At 54.2% G+C, this 17,553-nt stretch carries 14 protein-coding genes; 5 read left to right on the top strand and 9 right to left on the bottom strand.

All coding sequences use genetic code 11. The features are described from left to right. Nucleotides 1-819 precede the first annotated feature (819 nt). The 6 genes from qcrB to ctaC form a co-directional block, all read right to left on the bottom strand. Entirely contained in the window at nt 820-2,442 is a 1,623-nt protein-coding gene (gene qcrB, locus CCASEI_RS05335; RefSeq protein WP_025387390.1) for a cytochrome bc1 complex cytochrome b subunit, read from the bottom strand. Then, nucleotides 2,442-3,662 (bottom strand): cytochrome bc1 complex Rieske iron-sulfur subunit, encoded by a 1,221-nt coding sequence (gene qcrA, locus CCASEI_RS05330; protein WP_006823483.1) that lies wholly within the window; start codon nt 3,660-3,662, stop codon nt 2,442-2,444. The genes qcrB and qcrA overlap by 1 nt, the downstream gene beginning before the upstream one ends. Beyond that, entirely contained in the window at nt 3,659-4,558 is a 900-nt protein-coding gene (gene qcrC, locus CCASEI_RS05325; protein WP_006823482.1) for a cytochrome bc1 complex diheme cytochrome c subunit, read from the bottom strand. Before qcrC ends, qcrA begins: the two co-directional genes overlap by 4 nt. Nucleotides 4,559-4,636: 78 nt before the next feature. Continuing rightward, nucleotides 4,637-5,248: an aa3-type cytochrome oxidase subunit III gene (ctaE, locus tag CCASEI_RS05320; protein ID WP_006823481.1), complete on the bottom strand. Its 612-nt coding sequence runs from the start codon at nt 5,246-5,248 to the stop codon at nt 4,637-4,639. A gap of 562 nt (nt 5,249-5,810) precedes the next feature. Next, a complete protein-coding gene (ctaF, locus tag CCASEI_RS05315) occupies nt 5,811-6,242 on the bottom strand; it encodes an aa3-type cytochrome oxidase subunit IV (protein WP_006823480.1) in 432 nt (143 codons plus the stop codon). Nucleotides 6,243-6,263: 21 nt separating this feature from the next. Continuing rightward, nucleotides 6,264-7,358: an aa3-type cytochrome oxidase subunit II gene (ctaC, locus tag CCASEI_RS05310; RefSeq protein WP_006823479.1), complete on the bottom strand. Its 1,095-nt coding sequence runs from the start codon at nt 7,356-7,358 to the stop codon at nt 6,264-6,266. 380 nt (nt 7,359-7,738) lie between these two features. Here ctaC and asnB point away from each other — a divergent pair, with 380 nt between their 5' ends. Continuing rightward, nucleotides 7,739-9,655, top strand: a complete 1,917-nt coding sequence (gene asnB / locus CCASEI_RS05305) for an asparagine synthase (glutamine-hydrolyzing) (RefSeq protein ID WP_025387387.1) — start codon at nt 7,739-7,741, stop codon at nt 9,653-9,655. 96 nt (nt 9,656-9,751) lie between these two features. On the opposite strand, the gene CCASEI_RS05300 is transcribed toward asnB, so the two are convergent. Next, complete coding sequence (locus tag CCASEI_RS05300; protein WP_006823477.1) at nt 9,752-10,096, bottom strand: HesB/IscA family protein; 345 nt, start codon at nt 10,094-10,096, stop codon at nt 9,752-9,754. A 245-nt stretch (nt 10,097-10,341) separates the two neighbouring features. Between CCASEI_RS05300 and CCASEI_RS05295 the strand changes: the two genes are divergently transcribed. Together CCASEI_RS05295 and CCASEI_RS05290 are read left to right on the top strand one after the other, a co-directional pair. After that, on the top strand, nt 10,342-11,043 hold the full coding sequence (locus tag CCASEI_RS05295; protein ID WP_025387386.1) for a DUF3043 domain-containing protein: 702 nt from the start codon (nt 10,342-10,344) through the stop codon (nt 11,041-11,043). A gap of 9 nt (nt 11,044-11,052) precedes the next feature. Further along, entirely contained in the window at nt 11,053-12,057 is a 1,005-nt protein-coding gene (locus CCASEI_RS05290) for a nicotinate-nucleotide--dimethylbenzimidazole phosphoribosyltransferase (protein WP_025387385.1), read from the top strand. 96 nt (nt 12,058-12,153) lie between these two features. Here the strand turns inward: CCASEI_RS05290 and CCASEI_RS05285 are convergent, their stop codons facing one another. Next, nucleotides 12,154-13,257: a branched-chain amino acid aminotransferase gene (locus CCASEI_RS05285; protein ID WP_025387384.1), complete on the bottom strand. Its 1,104-nt coding sequence runs from the start codon at nt 13,255-13,257 to the stop codon at nt 12,154-12,156. Between the two features lie 84 nt (nt 13,258-13,341). On the opposite strand from CCASEI_RS05285, the gene CCASEI_RS05280 reads away from it, so the two are divergent. Further along, on the top strand, nt 13,342-14,823 hold the full coding sequence (locus CCASEI_RS05280; RefSeq protein ID WP_025387383.1) for a leucyl aminopeptidase: 1,482 nt from the start codon (nt 13,342-13,344) through the stop codon (nt 14,821-14,823). Nucleotides 14,824-14,909: 86 nt separating this feature from the next. On the opposite strand, the gene CCASEI_RS05275 is transcribed toward CCASEI_RS05280, so the two are convergent. Then, complete coding sequence (locus tag CCASEI_RS05275) at nt 14,910-15,320, bottom strand: hypothetical protein (RefSeq protein ID WP_025387382.1); 411 nt, start codon at nt 15,318-15,320, stop codon at nt 14,910-14,912. Between the two features lie 357 nt (nt 15,321-15,677). On the opposite strand from CCASEI_RS05275, the gene sucB reads away from it, so the two are divergent. After that, the gene (sucB, locus tag CCASEI_RS05270) at nt 15,678-17,444 is read left to right on the top strand and encodes a 2-oxoglutarate dehydrogenase, E2 component, dihydrolipoamide succinyltransferase (RefSeq protein WP_025387381.1); all 1,767 of its coding nucleotides are present in this window, start codon (nt 15,678-15,680) and stop codon (nt 17,442-17,444) included. The last annotated feature ends 109 nt before the right edge of the window (nt 17,445-17,553 follow it).

The following is a 17,553-nucleotide window of genomic DNA, read 5'->3' as shown; positions in this document are numbered from 1 at the left end:
CACCCACTCACTGGCACGAACCAAACGCAATTTAGGTTCCAGCCCCAAATGGTTCGTATATCAAAACAGGCTCACGGGCCATAAAACCCAGCCACTGTGGCGTTGCTCACTAAGTGGTATCAACCGTCACAATCGGACCAAAAATCCCATACGTTTCTGACGAGATCGCGCCCAGATCCGCGAAATCGCACCCCAAAAACTTCTAGTTCCGCCACAGCGATTCAATCGCACGCAGTTACACGCCCGCGGAACCCACTTCACTCCGATAGCAAGCCGACAACACTGCCCGTTTTAACTACACCTATATATAAGGATGAGTGGATCTTTTCCCTTATGTCCTTCGGCGCGGGAATGAGACGGCTCCAAAGGGTACTCCCAATACCGGAAGCGGAAAGCAACAGAGTTAGCCGCGTGAGATTGCCGCCTAAGGCGTTGAATCCTTCGTATACGGCGGGGAAGCCTAATGGAAGGCTCTCAAGCCCACACAAAGCCGGTTACGGACGTTGAGGCATCACGAGCAATTCCGACTGAAACGAGAATTACGCGTCCTTTATATATAGGAATGCAACCAGAAAGCCGGAATTAGACCGGAACCACACAACTCGCCGTCTTTGACTGGGAAACGACGCTTAACTTGTAACGGTCACTCCCCCGAGACGCCCTGGAAACACCACCTCAAAAATCAGGCGTTTCCACAACCACTAGACCTACCCTCCAGACATTAAGAAGCACCTAGCAATAGCGAAACCCGCTGGGCTACTTCTTTGAAAGTAACACAGCGGGCTGTGAGCGCTAATTTAAGTTTCTAACCGGTAGCGGCTAGATGTGGCCGTTCTCTTCGTCTGCGCGGCGGTTAGACTCGTTCAGACGACGCAGCATCTCGGTCTCTTCAGCTGCATTGTCAGCATGGTGCTCGTGAACACGACGCATCAGGTCAGCATCATCTGGAGCGAAGGTGCCCTGTACCTCGGAGTCAGCAACACCAAGCTGGTTGAGCTGCTTCGGTACGTAGGAGCCTGCGTACTCGAGTGGTACAGCGTGGCCGTGCTCATCAACAGGGCCCAGTGGCTGGTGAACCTCGATGAATGCACCGTTAGGCAGCTGCTTGATAACGCCGGTTTCAATACCGTGCTCAAGAACCTCGCGGTCGGAGCGCTGCAGACCAACACAAACGGAGTAGGTAATCCAGTATGCGAGTGGAGGCAGAACCAACAGACCGATACGGCCAACCCAGGTCATCGCGTTAAGCGAAATCTGGAAGAAGTGAGCAACGTGGTCGTTACCACCGGACATGGTAATCAGCAGGAAGAAGGTGATTGCCATTGCGCCGATACCGGAACGAACTGGAACGTCGCGTGGACGCTGCAGCAGGTTGTGGTGAGCGTCGTCGCCGGTGAGCTTCTTCTCAATGAATGGGTACGCCATCAAAAGTACAACCAGGAGACCACAAAGCAGTGCTACCCAGAATGCAGATGGAATGGTGTAGTTGCCCAGGTAGAGCTCCCACGCAGGAAGAATACGAGCCATACCGTCAGTCCACAGCATGTAGATATCCGGCTGGGAACCAGCAGAAACCTGTGAAGGGTTGTATGGTCCAAGGCTCCAGATTGCGTTAATGGTCAGCAGACCAGACATCAGAGCCAGAACACCAGCGGTCATCATGCCCATACCAATTGCCTTCGTTGCGAAGATTGGCAGGATTCGGACACCAACAACGTTGTTCTCTGCGCGACCAGGTCCAGGGAACTGGGTGTGCTTCTGGAACCAAACGAGCAGAACGTGAGCTGCAATCAGGCCAAGAATGATGCCTGGCAAAATCAGTACGTGCAGGATGTAGAAACGGTCCAGCATGAGGTCGGATGGGAAGTCGCCACCGAAGATGCCCCAGTGCAACCAAGTACCGATGATTGGCAGACCCAAGATAATTGCGGATGCAATACGGAGGCCAACGCCAGACAGCAGGTCATCTGGAAGGGAGTAGCCGAGGAAGCCCTCGACCATGCCCAGCAGAATCAGGGAACAACCGATAATCCAGTTAGCTTCGCGTGGGCGACGGAATGCGCCAGTGAAGAAGATACGACCCATGTGCGCAACCATGGCGAGCATGAACATCAATGCAGCCCAGTGGTGCATCTGACGAACGAACAGGCCACCGCGAACCTCAAAGGAAATATCCAAAGCGGTTGCGTATGCGCGGGACATCTCAACGCCATTCAACGGAGTGTAAGCGCCGTCGTAGATGACCTTGGTAATGGATGGATCAAAGAACAGTGCGAGGTATACACCAGTCAGTAAGAGGATAAGGAAGCTGTAAAGAGCTACCTCACCAAGCATGAAGGACCAGTGAGTTGGGAATACCTTATTAATCTGGGTACGAACAACACCAGCTACTGGGAGCCTGGAGTCGACGTTGTTACCCATGTTTCCAAGTTTATTGCTCATTATGACTTACGCTCCCAGAATGCCGGGCCGATTGGCTCGATGAAGTTGCCCTGTGCAACGAGGTAACCCTCTTCGTCCACGGTGATAGGCAGCTGTGGCAATGCACGAGCAGCTGGTCCGAAGACTGGCTTACCGTAGTGCAATGCGTCGAACTGCGACTGGTGGCATGGGCACAGGATTCGGTTGGTCTGCGCCTCGTACAGAGAGGTAGGGCAACCGATGTGAGTACAAATCTTAGAGTAAGCGTAGTAGTCGCCGTGGTGAAAGTCTTCCTGACCTTCGCGCTCAATCGCCTTCTGTGCGTCCTCATGACGCAGACGAATCAGCATGACAGCGTTACGGTTACCGTGAATGGAGTGCATGTGGTTCTCGTATACGTCCTTCTGTGGATCGTATAGGTCTCCGTCGTTGACATCAGACTCTGCCAATGGGAAGACAGTCTCCATGCCGCCAGCAGCAAGGTCTTCAGCCTTAACGCGGACCAGGCGGGATACGCCCTGGGTGGTGTAGTGATTGCCGGACTCGCCCTCATGGAACTCAGCGATGGTACCGGTGTCGCGTGCCAGGTACAGCTTGACGCCGTTCTCCTGCAGGGTCCAACCAGAAGTCCACAGGGTGCCGTCGCCCATGTAGTTGAGCTCATGGCGTTTACGCCATGGATCCTGAATCATGCCACCAAGTGGTGCAACAACTACGAGGCCGAACAGCACTGCTGCACCACCAAGTAGGCCCTGCATGGTCTTACGACGACCAAGAGTGGAAGTCTTCCAGGAGTCATTCAGCAAAGCGGTCAGGGTACGACGGTCAACCTCTTCAGATGGACCATCGTGACGACGCTGTACCGAAATCTCTTCCGGCATGATGTGCTTAACAAACTGAATAATTGCAACGCCGAGGGCGATAATTGCAATACCTGCAGTCAGGCCAAGCAACGGGGTGTAAAGAGTGTGCCAGATAAGGCCCTCTTCGCCGAGAACCTTGAATTCCCATGGCCAGAAAATATAAACGCCAAGGAATGCAAGTGCGAAGAGAACGGAAACAATCAACCAGATGTTGACGCCTCGAGCGGCACGCTTTTCAGCAGGGTCACCAGCAATTGGGTAACGCTCCTTGCGGAACGCAACGGTGACATCATCAAGTTCAGTCCCCAGGGCTGCAAGCTCTTCATTGCTCATGCCCTTGAGTTCATCATCGGTGTACTTCTTATTTACATTGCTCATGAACGCGATCCCATCCACATTGCAGCAGCACACAGTGCGGTGATGCCGATAATCCACATAGCCAGACCTTCAGCTACTGGGCCGAGGCCGCCAAGGTCCCAACCTGCTGGAGAAGGAGTCTCGCCTGCGGACTTGACGTAGGCGATGATGTCCTTCTTCTCATCAGCGGTCAGCTGACGGTCGGAGAACTTAGGCATGTTCTGTGGGCCAGTAAGCATTGCCTGGTAAATTTCCTGCTCGTTGGCAGGGTCAAGTGGTGGTGCGTACTTACCAGAGGACAGTGCGCCGCCCTGGCCGGTGAAGTTGTGGCAAGATGCGCAGTTCATGCGGAAGAGCTCAGAGCCCTTCGCAACATCTTCTGGCTGAATCTGTCCGTTGTAGTTAGCACCACGAAGCTCTTCCATCGCGATGGAGCCATCTTCGTTGTAAACGATGTCAGGGCCGCCGCCATTGGCCGCTACATATGCTGCGAGTGCCAACGTCTGCTGCTCGGTGTAGCGAGGAGTCTTACGCTCGGCCTGAGCATCATTCGACATCATCGGCATACGACCAGAGTGAACCTGGAAGTAAACTGCACCAGCACCGATACCTACGAGGGAAGGACCGCGGTCCTGGACACCCTGAAGGTTTGCGCCGTGGCAAGTAATACAAGCAACATCGTAGATGTCATTGCCCTCTTGGATGAGAGCCTGATCATCACGCTGTGCGGTTGCAACCTGAGCGTCTGGGGTCAACGCTGTTGCAAGAACGCCTGCGCCAGTAAGACCTACGGTCAGTGCGAAGGCACCAGCGAGGGTTCGCTTGACCTTGCGGTTGCGCCGCGTCTTCTTTGCCTCTGCAGCCTTCGGCTCTACGCCTGGCTGCTCGGGAACTGGAGTGGAATTGGTATCCATCATTTTCCTTATTTATGTTCGTTCGCGGAAAGTGAATGGCTTGTGGCCGTCACTTAAGTTTGAAGCTCGTTGTCTAACGGCTTACTGAACTAGGTAGATAACGACAAACACGCCAATCCAAACAACGTCCACGAAGTGCCAGTAGTAAGACACTGCCATTGCAGCAGTTGCCTGTGCTGGCGTGAACTTGGATTTTGCGGTGCGGAGCAAGATGACCACGAAGGCCAGGATGCCCGCGGACACGTGGATTGCGTGGAAGCCAGTCAAAATGTAGAAGACTGAGCCAAATACGCTGGCCTGGATGGTCACACCGTGGTGGATCATCTCGTACCATTCGTAGCCAACAATGCCGATGAAGATAACACCCAACAAGATGGTTACTGCGTACCAAACGCGAAGCTTATAAACGTCACCCCTTTCAGCTGCGAAGACGCCGAACTGAGAAGTAACGGAAGAGAGGATCAGGATCGCGGTGATCAAGATTCCCATCGGCACATTGAGGTGAGCAGTTTGCTCAGCCCAGTCGCCGCTCTGGCCGTTAGCACGCGAAGTGAACCACATCGCGAACAGTCCGGCGAAGAACATCAATTCCTGAGACAGGAACACAATGGTGCCTACGCTGACCATATTGGGTCGGTTCAACGTAGCAACACGTGGTGCTGCCATACCTTGGTTTGAAACTGCGCTCGTCACGCATATAAGTATGGCTGGTTTCGATCGCTAAGTCATCTCAATCCCCCCCGCTTCACTTAATTCGTTTTGAAGCACTTTTCAGACTTCACACAGGTTTTAGCCGAACCTCACAACTTGGGCCGATTTCAAACTCTGAACCCCTTGAAATTTTCCCGCGTTGCCGCAGGTCAATGATTTGATCCAGCAATCCTGCAACTATTGCCAGAATCGCCCACCTCGTGCTACTCAAAGCCCACTACGTTTTGCAACCAGTTTCGATCCGCGAGTCGTGTTAAAAACATCACACCGGACTCCATCGGGAAGTCCCAAGACTGCAACTTTCGGATTACCCCCGCATTAAAATGCCGATTAACGTGCGCGTTTGTAGTTTCTTTTCATCCGATGGGTTGGGGATCGGCCCCGCCGCCCCTCCGCCCTAAGGCCCAATTTCTGGGATTTGAAACTTTTTTGGAAATTCTCTGGAACTAAATTGAATTTCTTCCGACGCACACCAAAGCCCCCACCTACAAGGAGTAGATGGGGGCTTGAGAAGTTTGGCGGGATTTATATCCTTAGCAACTAATTAGTGCTTTTCCTTTGGCAAACCGTACTGCAGAGACAGCATGGTTGCGGACCAGAACAGAAGAACCAGGCCGAGAGCAATCATCCACAGGTAGAAGAATGCAACACCGTAGCCAAGGACTGCGATGGCACCGGTCATGGCGAATGGCCAGATGGAGCTTGGAGAGAAGAAGCCGTAGATGCCAGCAGCATCCTCAACTTCTGCCTCTTCCCAGTCTTCTGGGAGAACGTCTGTACCGCGCTCAGTGATGTGGAAGTATCCACCAAGCATCATCGAGAACAGGAATGCCAAGACGAGAGCAACGATACCTACTGGCTCAGCACCCATGAGGGACGCATCATTGTCCATGTAGGCGGTGCCGAAGACGTATGCAACCAACGAAACGAGAAGGTAGGCAGCGATACCGTAGAAGGTTTTTGCACTAGCTTTCATGTCTACTTACTCCTTATTCCCTTATGCCTTAGCGTTGGCGTCAACAACGTTGTCGCCTTCGCGGGTGCCCAAACGGGAGCTGTTGAATGGCTGAGTGCTGGTTGCGTATGGCTCTTCGCCAATGGAAGCCAGTGCCTCAGAGTTAGGAGCATCTGGGTTGTCCATGCGGAACTGCATGTACTCTTCGAATGCTTCTGGGCTAACGGTGCGAACTTCAAAGTTCATCATCGAGTGGTAGGTACCGCACATCTCAGCACAGCGGCCAACGAATGCGCCCTCTTCCAAGATTTCAGAAATCTGGAAGCTACGCTCCTGCTGGTTCGCTTCTGGGTGAGCGTAAGTATCGCGCTTGAACAAGAACTCTGGAACCCAGAAGGAGTGGGATACGTCGCCGGAAGCCAAACGGAACTCAATTGCGGTCTCGGTCGGCAGAACCAGAACTGGTACCTCTTCGGTGGTACCCAGGGTCTCAATCTCATTGAAGTTCAAGTAAGAAAGGTCACCCATGGACATACCGTGGATTGGGTTTCCGTTCTTCATATCCTCTGGGTCAACGGAGGACTCTTCTGCTGCCGCGTGGCGAGCGTCATCGCGACCCTCGTACTCGGAACCAGTCGGAGAAATCTCAGAACCCAGGTTTGCGTAGCCGAACTTCCAGTTCCACTGGAATGCGGTGACGTCAACAGTTACCTGAGGGTCCTTATCCAGGGCCACAACTTTTTGCTGTGCCTGAACGTTGAAGAAGAACAGAGCCATAATAATGATGACTGGAATAACCGTCAGAGTAATTTCCAACGGAACGTTGTACTGCAGAGCCTTAGGGAACTCGCCGAGCCCCTTCTTCTTAGCGCGCTTTGCAGACCAACGGAAGATCGCCACGAGGAAGAGACCCCACATGATGATGCCGATGACCCATGCAACTACCCAGACCCAGATCCAGTAGTTGTGCATGGCGTGTGCTTCAGGAGTAATTCCGTCTGGCCAGCCGAAGCCGAGAATGTTGCTCATTGCCTGTGGTGGAGCAACCTCACAACCTGCCAAAGCAGCGCCGCCAAGCGCCAAAGCGCCAGCTAGCCCAGCCTTGCGGGTAATGGTGCGCTCTTTACGCTGTCCCACGTGTGTTCTACCTTTCTGTCCACACAAACTTCCCAAATACTCTTGTTTTACAAAGAGCATTCCTATCCATTGAGGATAGTGCATTCAGGCGGGTTCTTATGCTTTCTCACATACAATTGCGGAAGCATTAGAACTGCCTGAGAGTGGCATTCAAAAAGCATGTTACCGCCCCACCTGCAGAATGGCTCATCAGCACCCCCACCTGCTTAACCATTCTTGTAATTCAATTCACAAGCATTAGTTTGAGGCCTCAATCGAAAGTTTGCACCTTTAAGGGTAAAACTATCGGACACGCGCCCTGTTGAGTGTTTTCTAGCTAATGGCCGTAAAGTTATTGACCAAGTAATAGACCGCAAACTATTAAGGAGTACTAGTCACCTATGTGTGGACTCTTGAGCATGCTCACCGCAAAGGGCACCGCTGCAGATTACGTAAACGCAGTTGAGGGAAGCCTGGAATGCATGTACCACCGCGGGCCTGATGCCGCCGGCACGTGGAACGATAATGATGCGGTCTTCGGCTTTAACCGCCTGTCCATCATCGACTTGGAGCATTCCCACCAGCCACTGCGTTGGGGACCAGAAGATAACCCAGAGCGCTACGCCATGACCTTCAACGGGGAAATCTACAACTACCTCGAGCTACGCGAAGAGCTCAATGGCTATGGCTATACCTTTAATACTGAGGGCGATGGCGAACCAATCGTTGTTGGCTACCACCACTGGGGCAAGGACGTTGTTAATCACCTGCGGGGCATGTTCGGCATTGTCATTTGGGATACCGAGAACAAGGTCATGTTCGCCGCACGCGACCAGTTCGGTATCAAACCGCTGTACTACGCAACCACGGATGCAGGCACCGTCTTCGCTTCGGAGATGAAGTCCATTCTTGAGATGGCCGATGCCCTAAATCTAGACCTGGGACTAGACAAGCGCGCTATCGAGCATTACATCGACTTGCAATATGTTCCGGAGCCAGAGTCTTTGCACGCCAATATCCGCCGTGTGGAGTCCGGCTGCACCGTGACCCTGTCCCCTGGTGGGACGGTTGTTTCAGACCGCTACTTCAAGCCTGAATTCCGTACGGACAAGGTTGAAGATGAGCAGAAGCTCTATGACCGTATCGCAGAGGCTCTCGAAGACAGCGTGGCGAAGCACATGCGTGCAGACGTTACCGTCGGCTCTTTCCTCTCCGGTGGTATCGACTCCACCGCTATCGCAGCTCTGGCCAAGCGCCACAACCCTGATTTGTTGACGTTCACCACTGGCTTCGAGCGTGAGGGCTACTCAGAAGTTGATGTCGCTGCCGAATCTGCTGCTGCAATCGGCGCAGAGCACATCGTCAAAGTTGTCTCCCCGGAGGAATACGCGGACGCAATTCCAAAAATCATGTGGTACCTCGACAATCCAGTTGCCGATCCATCACTGGTTCCTTTGTACTTCGTGGCAGCCGAGGCACGTAAGCACGTTAAGGTCGTGCTTTCTGGTGAGGGCGCTGATGAGTTGTTCGGCGGCTACACCATCTATAAGGAACCACTGTCTCTGGCGCCCTTTGAGAAGATTCCTTCTCCCCTACGCCAAGGTCTGGGTAAGCTTTCGCGCGTCTTGCCTGACGGTATGAAGGGCAAGTCCTTGCTTGAGCGTGGCTCGATGACTATGGAGCAGCGTTACTACGGCAACGCCCGTTCCTTTAACTATGAACAGCTCAAGCGCGTAATCCCATGGGCACGTCCTGAGTGGAACCATGAGGAAGTCACCGCTCCGATTTACGCCGAGTCAGAGCACATGGATTCAGTTGCGCGAATGCAGCACTTGGACCTGTTCACGTGGATGCGCGGAGACATTTTGGTCAAGGCTGACAAGATGAATATGGCTAACTCTCTGGAGCTTCGCGTCCCATTCTTGGACAAGGAAGTGTTCAAGGTGGCTGAGACCATCCCGCATGAATACAAGATTGCGCACGGCACCACCAAGTACGCGCTGCGTAAGGCACTTGAGCAGATTGTTCCTCCACACGTTCTGCACCGTAAGAAACTGGGCTTCCCAGTTCCAATGCGCCACTGGCTCGCGGGCGATGAGCTCTTCGGTTGGGCACAAGACACCATCAACGAATCTCAGACGGATGACATCTTCGATCGCGCAGCGGTACTGGAGATGCTCAAGGAGCACCGCGATGGCATCTCCGATCATTCACGTCGTTTGTGGACCGTTTTGTCGTTTATGATTTGGCACGGAATCTTCATCGAGAACCGTATCGATCCAAACATCGAGCGTCGTGACTACCCAGTCAAGCTCTAGTCAGTAGCTAGCAAACAGGTAGTGCCCCACATCCAAAGGATGTGGGGCACTACCTGTTTAGTTTTTGCTTCGAAGACTTCGAAAGCGCGTGGTGTCTTAGTTGAAGGAGTCACCACATGCGCAGGAGCCGCCAGCGTTAGGGTTGTCGATGGTGAAACCCTGCTGCTCGATGGTGTCAGCGAAGTCAATCTTTGCGCCCATCAGGTAAGGAACGCTCATCTTGTCAACAACCAAGCTAACTCCGCCGATGGAGTCAACCTTGTCACCGTCAAGGGTGCGGTCATCGAAGTAGAGCTGGTAACGCAGACCAGCACAGCCTCCTGGCTGTACGGCGATGCGCAAGGAGAGGTCATCGCGACCTTCCTGGTCGAGCAAAGACTTTGCCTTGGAAGCAGCAGCGTCAGTCAAAATTACGCCAGTTGCAGATGCTGGAGCAGTCATGTTTTTCTCCCCTAACTTGAATGAGAGTGTGTCGAAAGAGTGATAAGTCGTTATTGACCATCATAGTGCGAACAGCGTGCGCGTCCTTACTACTAAGTCTTATGTGCCTCCACCCTACTCCGAATTAATTTTTCACAAAAGGCTGACATGCAAATAATCCAGGTACGGCAAAGGTTATTCAACATAACGCTTCTTTGCTCGAGGCTATTCCCACCTTTGCGATAAAGCCTTGTAACCTAAGGAATGTGAAGTTACCGTGGCAAAAAAATTCTAAGTCAGATGATTCCTCCGTCTTCGAGAACAAAAACTCAGGCCAGGACGGAGTAGAAGTCGAGTTCTCTGAGTTCGAGGAGAACGTTCCTAAGGGCTACACCCCTCCGAAGGGCCGCCCTACTCCAAAGCGCAATGAGCAAGAGATTGCTAAGGGCGTTAGGCGCGATCCGCGCGGCATGTCTTCTGCGCAGTTCGCACAGAACCGCAAGAAGCTCAAGCAGTCCATGACCAAGGAAGAATGGAAGGACTACAAGAAGCAGGAGCGCGAGGAGCGCCGCGAGCAAAACCGCATCACGCAGGAGCGTATGGCGTCCGGCGATGAGCGTTACTTAATGCCGCGCGACAAGGGCGAGGTTCGTGCCTTTGTCCGTGACTGGGTTGACTCGCGTCGATTCATCAATGAGTGGGCTATGCCCGCAGCGCTGGTCATGTTGCTCATTATGTTCTTGGGCACCGTGGCACCGTCCTTCGCCAACATTTCCGCAATGGCCGCGATGGTCTTCATTGTCGTCTTGCTTGTTGAGGGCGTTTACCTGGGTCGTACTTCTAACAAGGCAGTGCGAAGGGCATTCCCTGGCACCACCGAAGCCGGTGTTTCCTTGGGCTTCTACGCGTACTCCCGCGCTACTCAGCCTTATAAGTGGCGTACGCCGCGTCCTCGCGTGAAGCGCTAACATTTACCCATGGTTGATTTTCCCGCTGTACCGGCGCCAGATACCCAGGCGCAAGCTGCTGTCGCTACCGCTTTGCAGGCCACCCCGCGGGGTTTGAGCTTCGGTGGGTTCGCAGCACCAGCAATGTGGTGGGCTGGTTGCCAAGCAGAAGTCCCAGCGCGGCCGCTGCAGCGCGCGCGGGTGATTGTCTTCGCTAGTGACAATGCCATCGCGCAGCGCACCTTCCAGGGCCATGGGCTTTCGGCTTATGCCTCAGAGGCGACGGCCGAGCAGATAGCAGAAGTAAAAGACAACGTGGGACCTATACATCGGTTAGCAATTGCTGCCGATGCCAGTGTGGAGCTTGTTGAAACCGGAATTACTTCCGGCGCTATCGATGTTGAGAACGGTCTGACGCAGTCTGATTTTGATGCCGCGATGACGCTCGGCATTAAGATAGCTGATAGGGAAATTGATGCTGGCACTGACCTTTTAATCCCGGCTGATCTTTCGGTAGCGAATACCACCATCGCGGCTGCGGTAATGGGTGTGCTCACCCGCACGGAGCCAGTCGCCATCGTTGGCCCTGGCTCAGGTACTACCGATGCAATGTGGAAGACCAAAGTCGCTGCTATTCGCGACGCCATGTTTAGGGCACGTAATTTTGCCACGAGCCCACATGAGCTTCTCCAAGTCATTGGTAACGCTGACTTGGCCGCGGAAGCTGCTCTGATTGCGCAGGCAGCCTCCCGCCGCACCCCAATCCTAATTTCCGGCATGTTCACGGCTGTCGCCGCGGCACTAGCTGAGCGTCTCGCTCCTGGCACGCAAGCGTGGTGCTTTGCAGCTGATGTCACTGCAGAACCAGCTCATATTCTAGCCTTACAGGATTTGAGCCTGACTCCCCTGTTGAACATGGACATGTCTACTGGCCAGGGCCTAGGCGCATTGGCGGCGTTGCCGCTGATTCGCTCCAGCATCGAGCTGGTAGCCGATGAAGTTGCGTCGGTCTCTCACGCGCTCAACCAGGAATAGGCATAAAAATTATCCCGTGAAGCCAGTGAAGTTCATTGTCGAACTCCTGCTTCACGGGACTATTTTCGCTTAACCGAGGGGCATCAACTGCCCTAGTTACTTGGTGAGCGTGTACAGCCAATCGTGGGAGTCTTCAACGCTGCCGCGCTGAATGCCGGTGAGGCGTTCACGCAATGCCATGGTGATATCGCCTGGCTCATTGTTATTGACCTGGAATTCAACATCGGTGCCCAGGACCTTGCCCACTGGGGTAATAACCGCTGCGGTACCAGCAGCAAAAGCTTCCGTCATTGCGCCGGACTCAGCATCCTTTTGCCATTCCTCAGCGGTGATGCGACGCTCTTCAACCTTCAGGCCCATGTCCTGTGCTACCTGCAGCAAGGAATCACGGGTGATGCCTGGCAGCAAGGAACCGGACAATGCTGGGGTCACCAGAGTGGCGTCGTCACCGGAACCGTAGACGAAGAACAGGTTCATGCCACCCATTTCTTCGATGTACTTGCGCTCAACACCGTCCAGCCAAACAACCTGATCGCAGCCCTTTTCTTCTGCCTGTGCCTGTGCGAGCAAGGAACCAGCGTAGTTGCCGGCAAATTTCGCGGCACCGGTGCCACCAGGTGCCGCACGAACGTAGTCGGTGGACAGCCAGACAGAAACCGGATTGATGCCGCCCTTGAAGTAAGCACCTACTGGGGAGGCGATAACAAAGTAGCGGTAGGCATTTGCTGGCTGAACGCCCAAGGAGACTTCGGTAGAAATCATGAACGGACGCAGGTACAGCGCTGCCTCACCGCCGGCTTCTGGAACCCACGCCTGATCAATGGCCAGAAGCTGCTCGAGGGACTTCACAAATTCATCGACAGGCAACTGCGGCATAGCCAAACGCTCTGCCGAGCGCATCATGCGCTCACCGTTCATCTCTGGACGGAAAGTAACCACCGAGTCATCCGCCTGGCGGTAGGCCTTGATGCCTTCGAAGATGGCTTGGCCGTAATGGAACACGGTGGAAGCTGGATCCATTGGGATTGCCTCATAAGGACGCACCTGCGCGTTGTGCCAGCCTTCAGAATCATTCCAATCAATGGTGACCATGTGATCAGTGAAGTACTTACCAAAACCCGGATCCGGCAGGATTTCTGCCAAACGTTCAGCGGAAGTGGGATTAGGGGTCTGATTTACGGAATATGTAAGCGAAGTCATGCATTCCAATCTACTCCTCACCCTTCTTTGGTTAAGCTTGGAGGTTAGGTAAATTTCATAAACCTACTCAAGGAGGACACTCACGTGACTGTCGTGGCATCGGCTTTGCCAACAGTAAAGCTAGAAAAGAAAGCTCCATCCAAGGCGAACGTACTGCTTATCGCCGTATTCCAAGGTGAGGAAGGTCTGGAGATCCCAGGCACTGAACTACTGGGAAATTCTGAATTGAAATCCACCCTCGAAGCACTGACCGCCGTTGGCGCAAAGGGCAAGACGGGCGAAATCACTCGCATTCCGGCACCGAAGGGTTCCAAGGCGCAGTCTGTTGTGGCTGTCGGTCTGGGCAATCCTGAAAAGTTGGAGGATGAAACCTTGCGTCGCGCGGCGGGTTCGGCTGCTCGCGCGCTGCGTGGTGAGAAGAATGTTGCCACCACCATCTCTGATTTCGGGCTCACCGCTGCTGTTGAGGGCCTGATTTTGGGTGGCTACTCCACCCGTGGCATCCGTTCCACAGAGGCAGAAGAGGATGAAGCTCCAGCCAAGATCACCCTTGTGTCCAAGGATGGCAAGGATGAATTCGAAGCAGCCGTCATCGGCGCGGAGGCCGTCGCCTTCGCACGCACTTTGACCAATACTCCTTCCAATGAGCTCTACCCAGAGTCTTATGCCAAGTACCTCAAGGAGCAAGCAACTGCTGCCGGCTTGGACGTTGAAATCCTGGATGAGAAGGAATTGAAGAAGCAGGGCTTCGGCGGCATCTTGTCCGTCGGTCAGGGCTCTGCACGTCCTCCACGCCTGGTGTGTTTGTCCTGGAAGCCAAAGAAGGCCAAGAAGTCAGTGGCTTTGGTGGGCAAGGGCATCACCTTTGACACCGGCGGCATTTCTTTGAAGCCAGGTGCTGGCATGTGGGACATGATTTCTGACATGGGCGGTTCCGCCGCCGTTGCGGGCGCTACCATTGCCGCTGCCAAGCTCAAGGTGGGCGTTGAAGTCACCGCGTACCTCCCGCTGGCAGAGAACATGCCTTCGGGTGAGGCCACCCGTCCGGGCGATGTCATCACCCACTACGGCGGGTTGACCTCAGAGGTACTCAACACCGATGCAGAGGGACGCCTTGTGCTTGCCGATGCCATTGCGCGCGCCTGCGAGGACAACCCTGATTACCTCATTGAGACCGCCACCCTCACCGGCGCGCAGGTAGTCGCATTGGGATCACGCACTGCGGGTGTCATGGGCTCGGATGAGTTCCGTGACCGTGTTGCTGAAATTGGCCGCGCTGTCGGCGAGAACGCTTGGGCTGTTCCACTGTTGGAAGAACATGATGAGGAGATCAAGTCCAAGGCTGCTGATATCCGCAACATCAACGCTAAGCGTGAAGGCGGCATGCAGTTCGCCGGCACTTACCTCTCTCAGTTCGTCACCGATGACGTTGAGTGGGCACACATTGACGTTGCTGGCCCATCCTGGAACGGTGGCGCTGCCCGCGGCTACACCACCCCGCGCGCAACCGGTGTTCCTGCCCGCACCATCATCGCGGCACTGCAATACATCGCAAACGAGAAGTAAGCCAAGGGGTGGTTAACAAAATTCGCTAACCTCACCCGTTGCCCGCGCCGCTACCCCCTCGGCGCGGGCTTTTGCTTTGCCCTGCGCTATTCGCTTTCTTCAGACTTGCGGCGGGCTTCCCGCTCTTCAAATTCTTTACGGCGCTGACGTTGTTCTTCACGCCGGCGCAGAATCCTCTCCCGCTCTAAACGCTCACGCATGCGCTGTGGATAGCCGGTATCTTCCACATCATAAATAGGACAACGCAGAAGCTTTGCCACGGCATCAATACCTTTGGGCCCACCAATGGGACGGCGGATGAACTCCCCTGATTCATCCACGAGCACCACTGACATTTCATTAACAACAGTTTCTGGTTCAACGAATGCCTCGACGAATGCCCTGCCATAAACCCACGCGCTTAATTCCTGCGCGTCCTGCTCGCGAATGGTATCGCCGGGGGCGCGCGGTGGCCTCAGAGTCGACTTCGACCTATTTCTGCGAAATGGGTTAAACACAATCGTCCATTCTAGTCATGAGTCTTTATGCAGGGTGCAACCTGACAAATTCCACAGCTATTCCCATACTCAATCGCAATAGTCTTCCCAACAACCCGCCGAGTACACCCGCGCGGGGTGATATCAAACTTTCGTACAACCAAAGCCATTCACCTTTGAAAACATTTGAAACTGAAACGGCTTACAATAAGCTGTTGAAAGCAACCCAATTCCCTTCATGCGGGGCTACATTCGGGGCTATCAGGAAAACACGTCAGAGATTTAAGTGGGATCCTGCGGGCGCTGTGATGAGCCACGCGGTAGTCTGGGCTAAAAGCTTCCGTAAATTCTTACAATGTTCAAGGAGTCTTATTACTCATGGCGTACTCCGTTGAGATGCCCGAGCTGGGCGAGTCCGTAACAGAGGGCACTATTACCCAGTGGCTGAAGTCTGTCGGCGACACCGTCGAAGTAGACGAACCGTTGCTCGAGGTTTCCACTGACAAGGTCGATACAGAGATTCCCTCTCCTGTAGCCGGTACCCTGTTGGAAATTAAGGCAGAAGAAGACGACACCATTGATGTCGGTGCTGTCATTGCAATCATTGGTGAGGAGGGTGAATCCGCAGGTTCCTCTGACGCTTCTCAAGAGAAGGACGAGCCAGCTGAGGAAGAGGCTCCGAAGGAAGAAGCAGCTGAAGCTGAGTCTGACTCCGATGACGCTCCTGCAGCATCCGGCGACGCAACCGATGTTGAGATGCCAGAACTCGGCGAGTCCGTCACCGAAGGCACCATCACTCAGTGGCTCAAGTCCGTCGGCGACACCGTCGAAGTAGACGAACCACTGCTCGAGGTCTCCACCGACAAGGTCGACACCGAGATCCCATCCCCTGTCGCAGGCACCCTGGTAGAAGTCCTCGCTGACGAAGACGACACCATCGACGTCGGCGCAGTCATCGCCCGTATCGGCGACGGCAACGCCAAGCCAGCAGCTTCCGACAAGAAGGAAGATCCAAAGGAAGAACCTAAGGCCGAAAAGAAGGAAGAGCCTAAGGCCGAAAAGAAGGAAGAGCCTAAGAAGGAGGAGCCAAAGCAGGAAGAGCCAAAGCAGGAGGCTCCTAAGGCTGAGCCAAAGGAAGAACCAAAGAAGGACGAGCCTGCAAAGGCTGAGAAGTCCGCTCCTAAGTCTTCCGCTAAGGTCAACTCCGGCGACAACGTTCCTTACGTAACCCCACTGGTACGCAAGTTGGCTGACAAGCACGGCATTGATCTCAACACCATTGAGGGCACCGGCGTTGGCGGACGTATCCGCAAGCAGGATGTCCTGGCTGCGGCTACCGGTGAAGCACCAGCTTCCGAGTCTGCTGCACCAGCTGGTGAGCGCGCTAATTGGTCCACCAAGTCTGTTGATCCTGAAAAGCAGGAACTGATTGGTACCACCACCAAGGTCAACCGCATCCGCGAGATCACCGCTACCAAGATGGTGGAGTCGCTGCAGATCACTGCACAGCTGACCCACGTCCAGGAAGTCGATATGACCACGGTTGCGGCGCTGCGTAAGAAGGCAAAGCCTGCGTTCGTAGACAAGTACAACGCTAACCTGTCCTTCCTGCCAATCATTGTGAAGGCCACCGTTGAGGCTCTGGTTTCCCACCCGAACGTCAACGCGTCTTACAACCCTGAGACCAAGGAAATGACCTACCACTCTGATGTCAACGTTGCTATTGCAGTTGACACCCCACGTGGTCTGCTCACTCCAGTCATCCACAAGGCTCAGGAACTGACCCTGCCTGAGATTGCCCAGACAATCGCAGACTTGGCTGACCGCGCACGCAACAACAAGCTGAAGCCAAATGACCTGACCGGCGCAACCTTCACCGTGACCAACATTGGTTCCGAAGGTGCACTGCTGGATACCCCAGTTCTGGTTCCACCACAGGCAGGTATCTTGGGCACCGCTGTTATTGAGAAGCGCCCAGTAGTCATCACCGAAGATGGCCAGGATGCAATTGCTATCCGCCAGATGTGCTACCTGCCATTCACCTACGACCACCAGGTGGTTGACGGTGCAGATGCTGGTCGCTTCATCACCACCATCAAGGACCGTCTGGAAACCGGCAACTTCGAATCTGACCTGGCTCTGTAATAGCTCAGAAACGAACGCGCTGTAGCGTTTAGCTCACTAGTCACCGTGTGGAATTATCCACACGGTGACTTTGTGGTTTTCCACCCCCGCGATTTGGCATTTTCGGGGG

The sequence above is a fragment of the Corynebacterium casei LMG S-19264 genome (genome assembly GCF_000550785.1).
In the GTDB taxonomy this organism is placed as follows: domain Bacteria; phylum Actinomycetota; class Actinomycetes; order Mycobacteriales; family Mycobacteriaceae; genus Corynebacterium; species Corynebacterium casei.
Note: the sequence above shows the minus strand (reverse complement) of the source record. Positions and strands in the feature narration are given on the sequence as shown.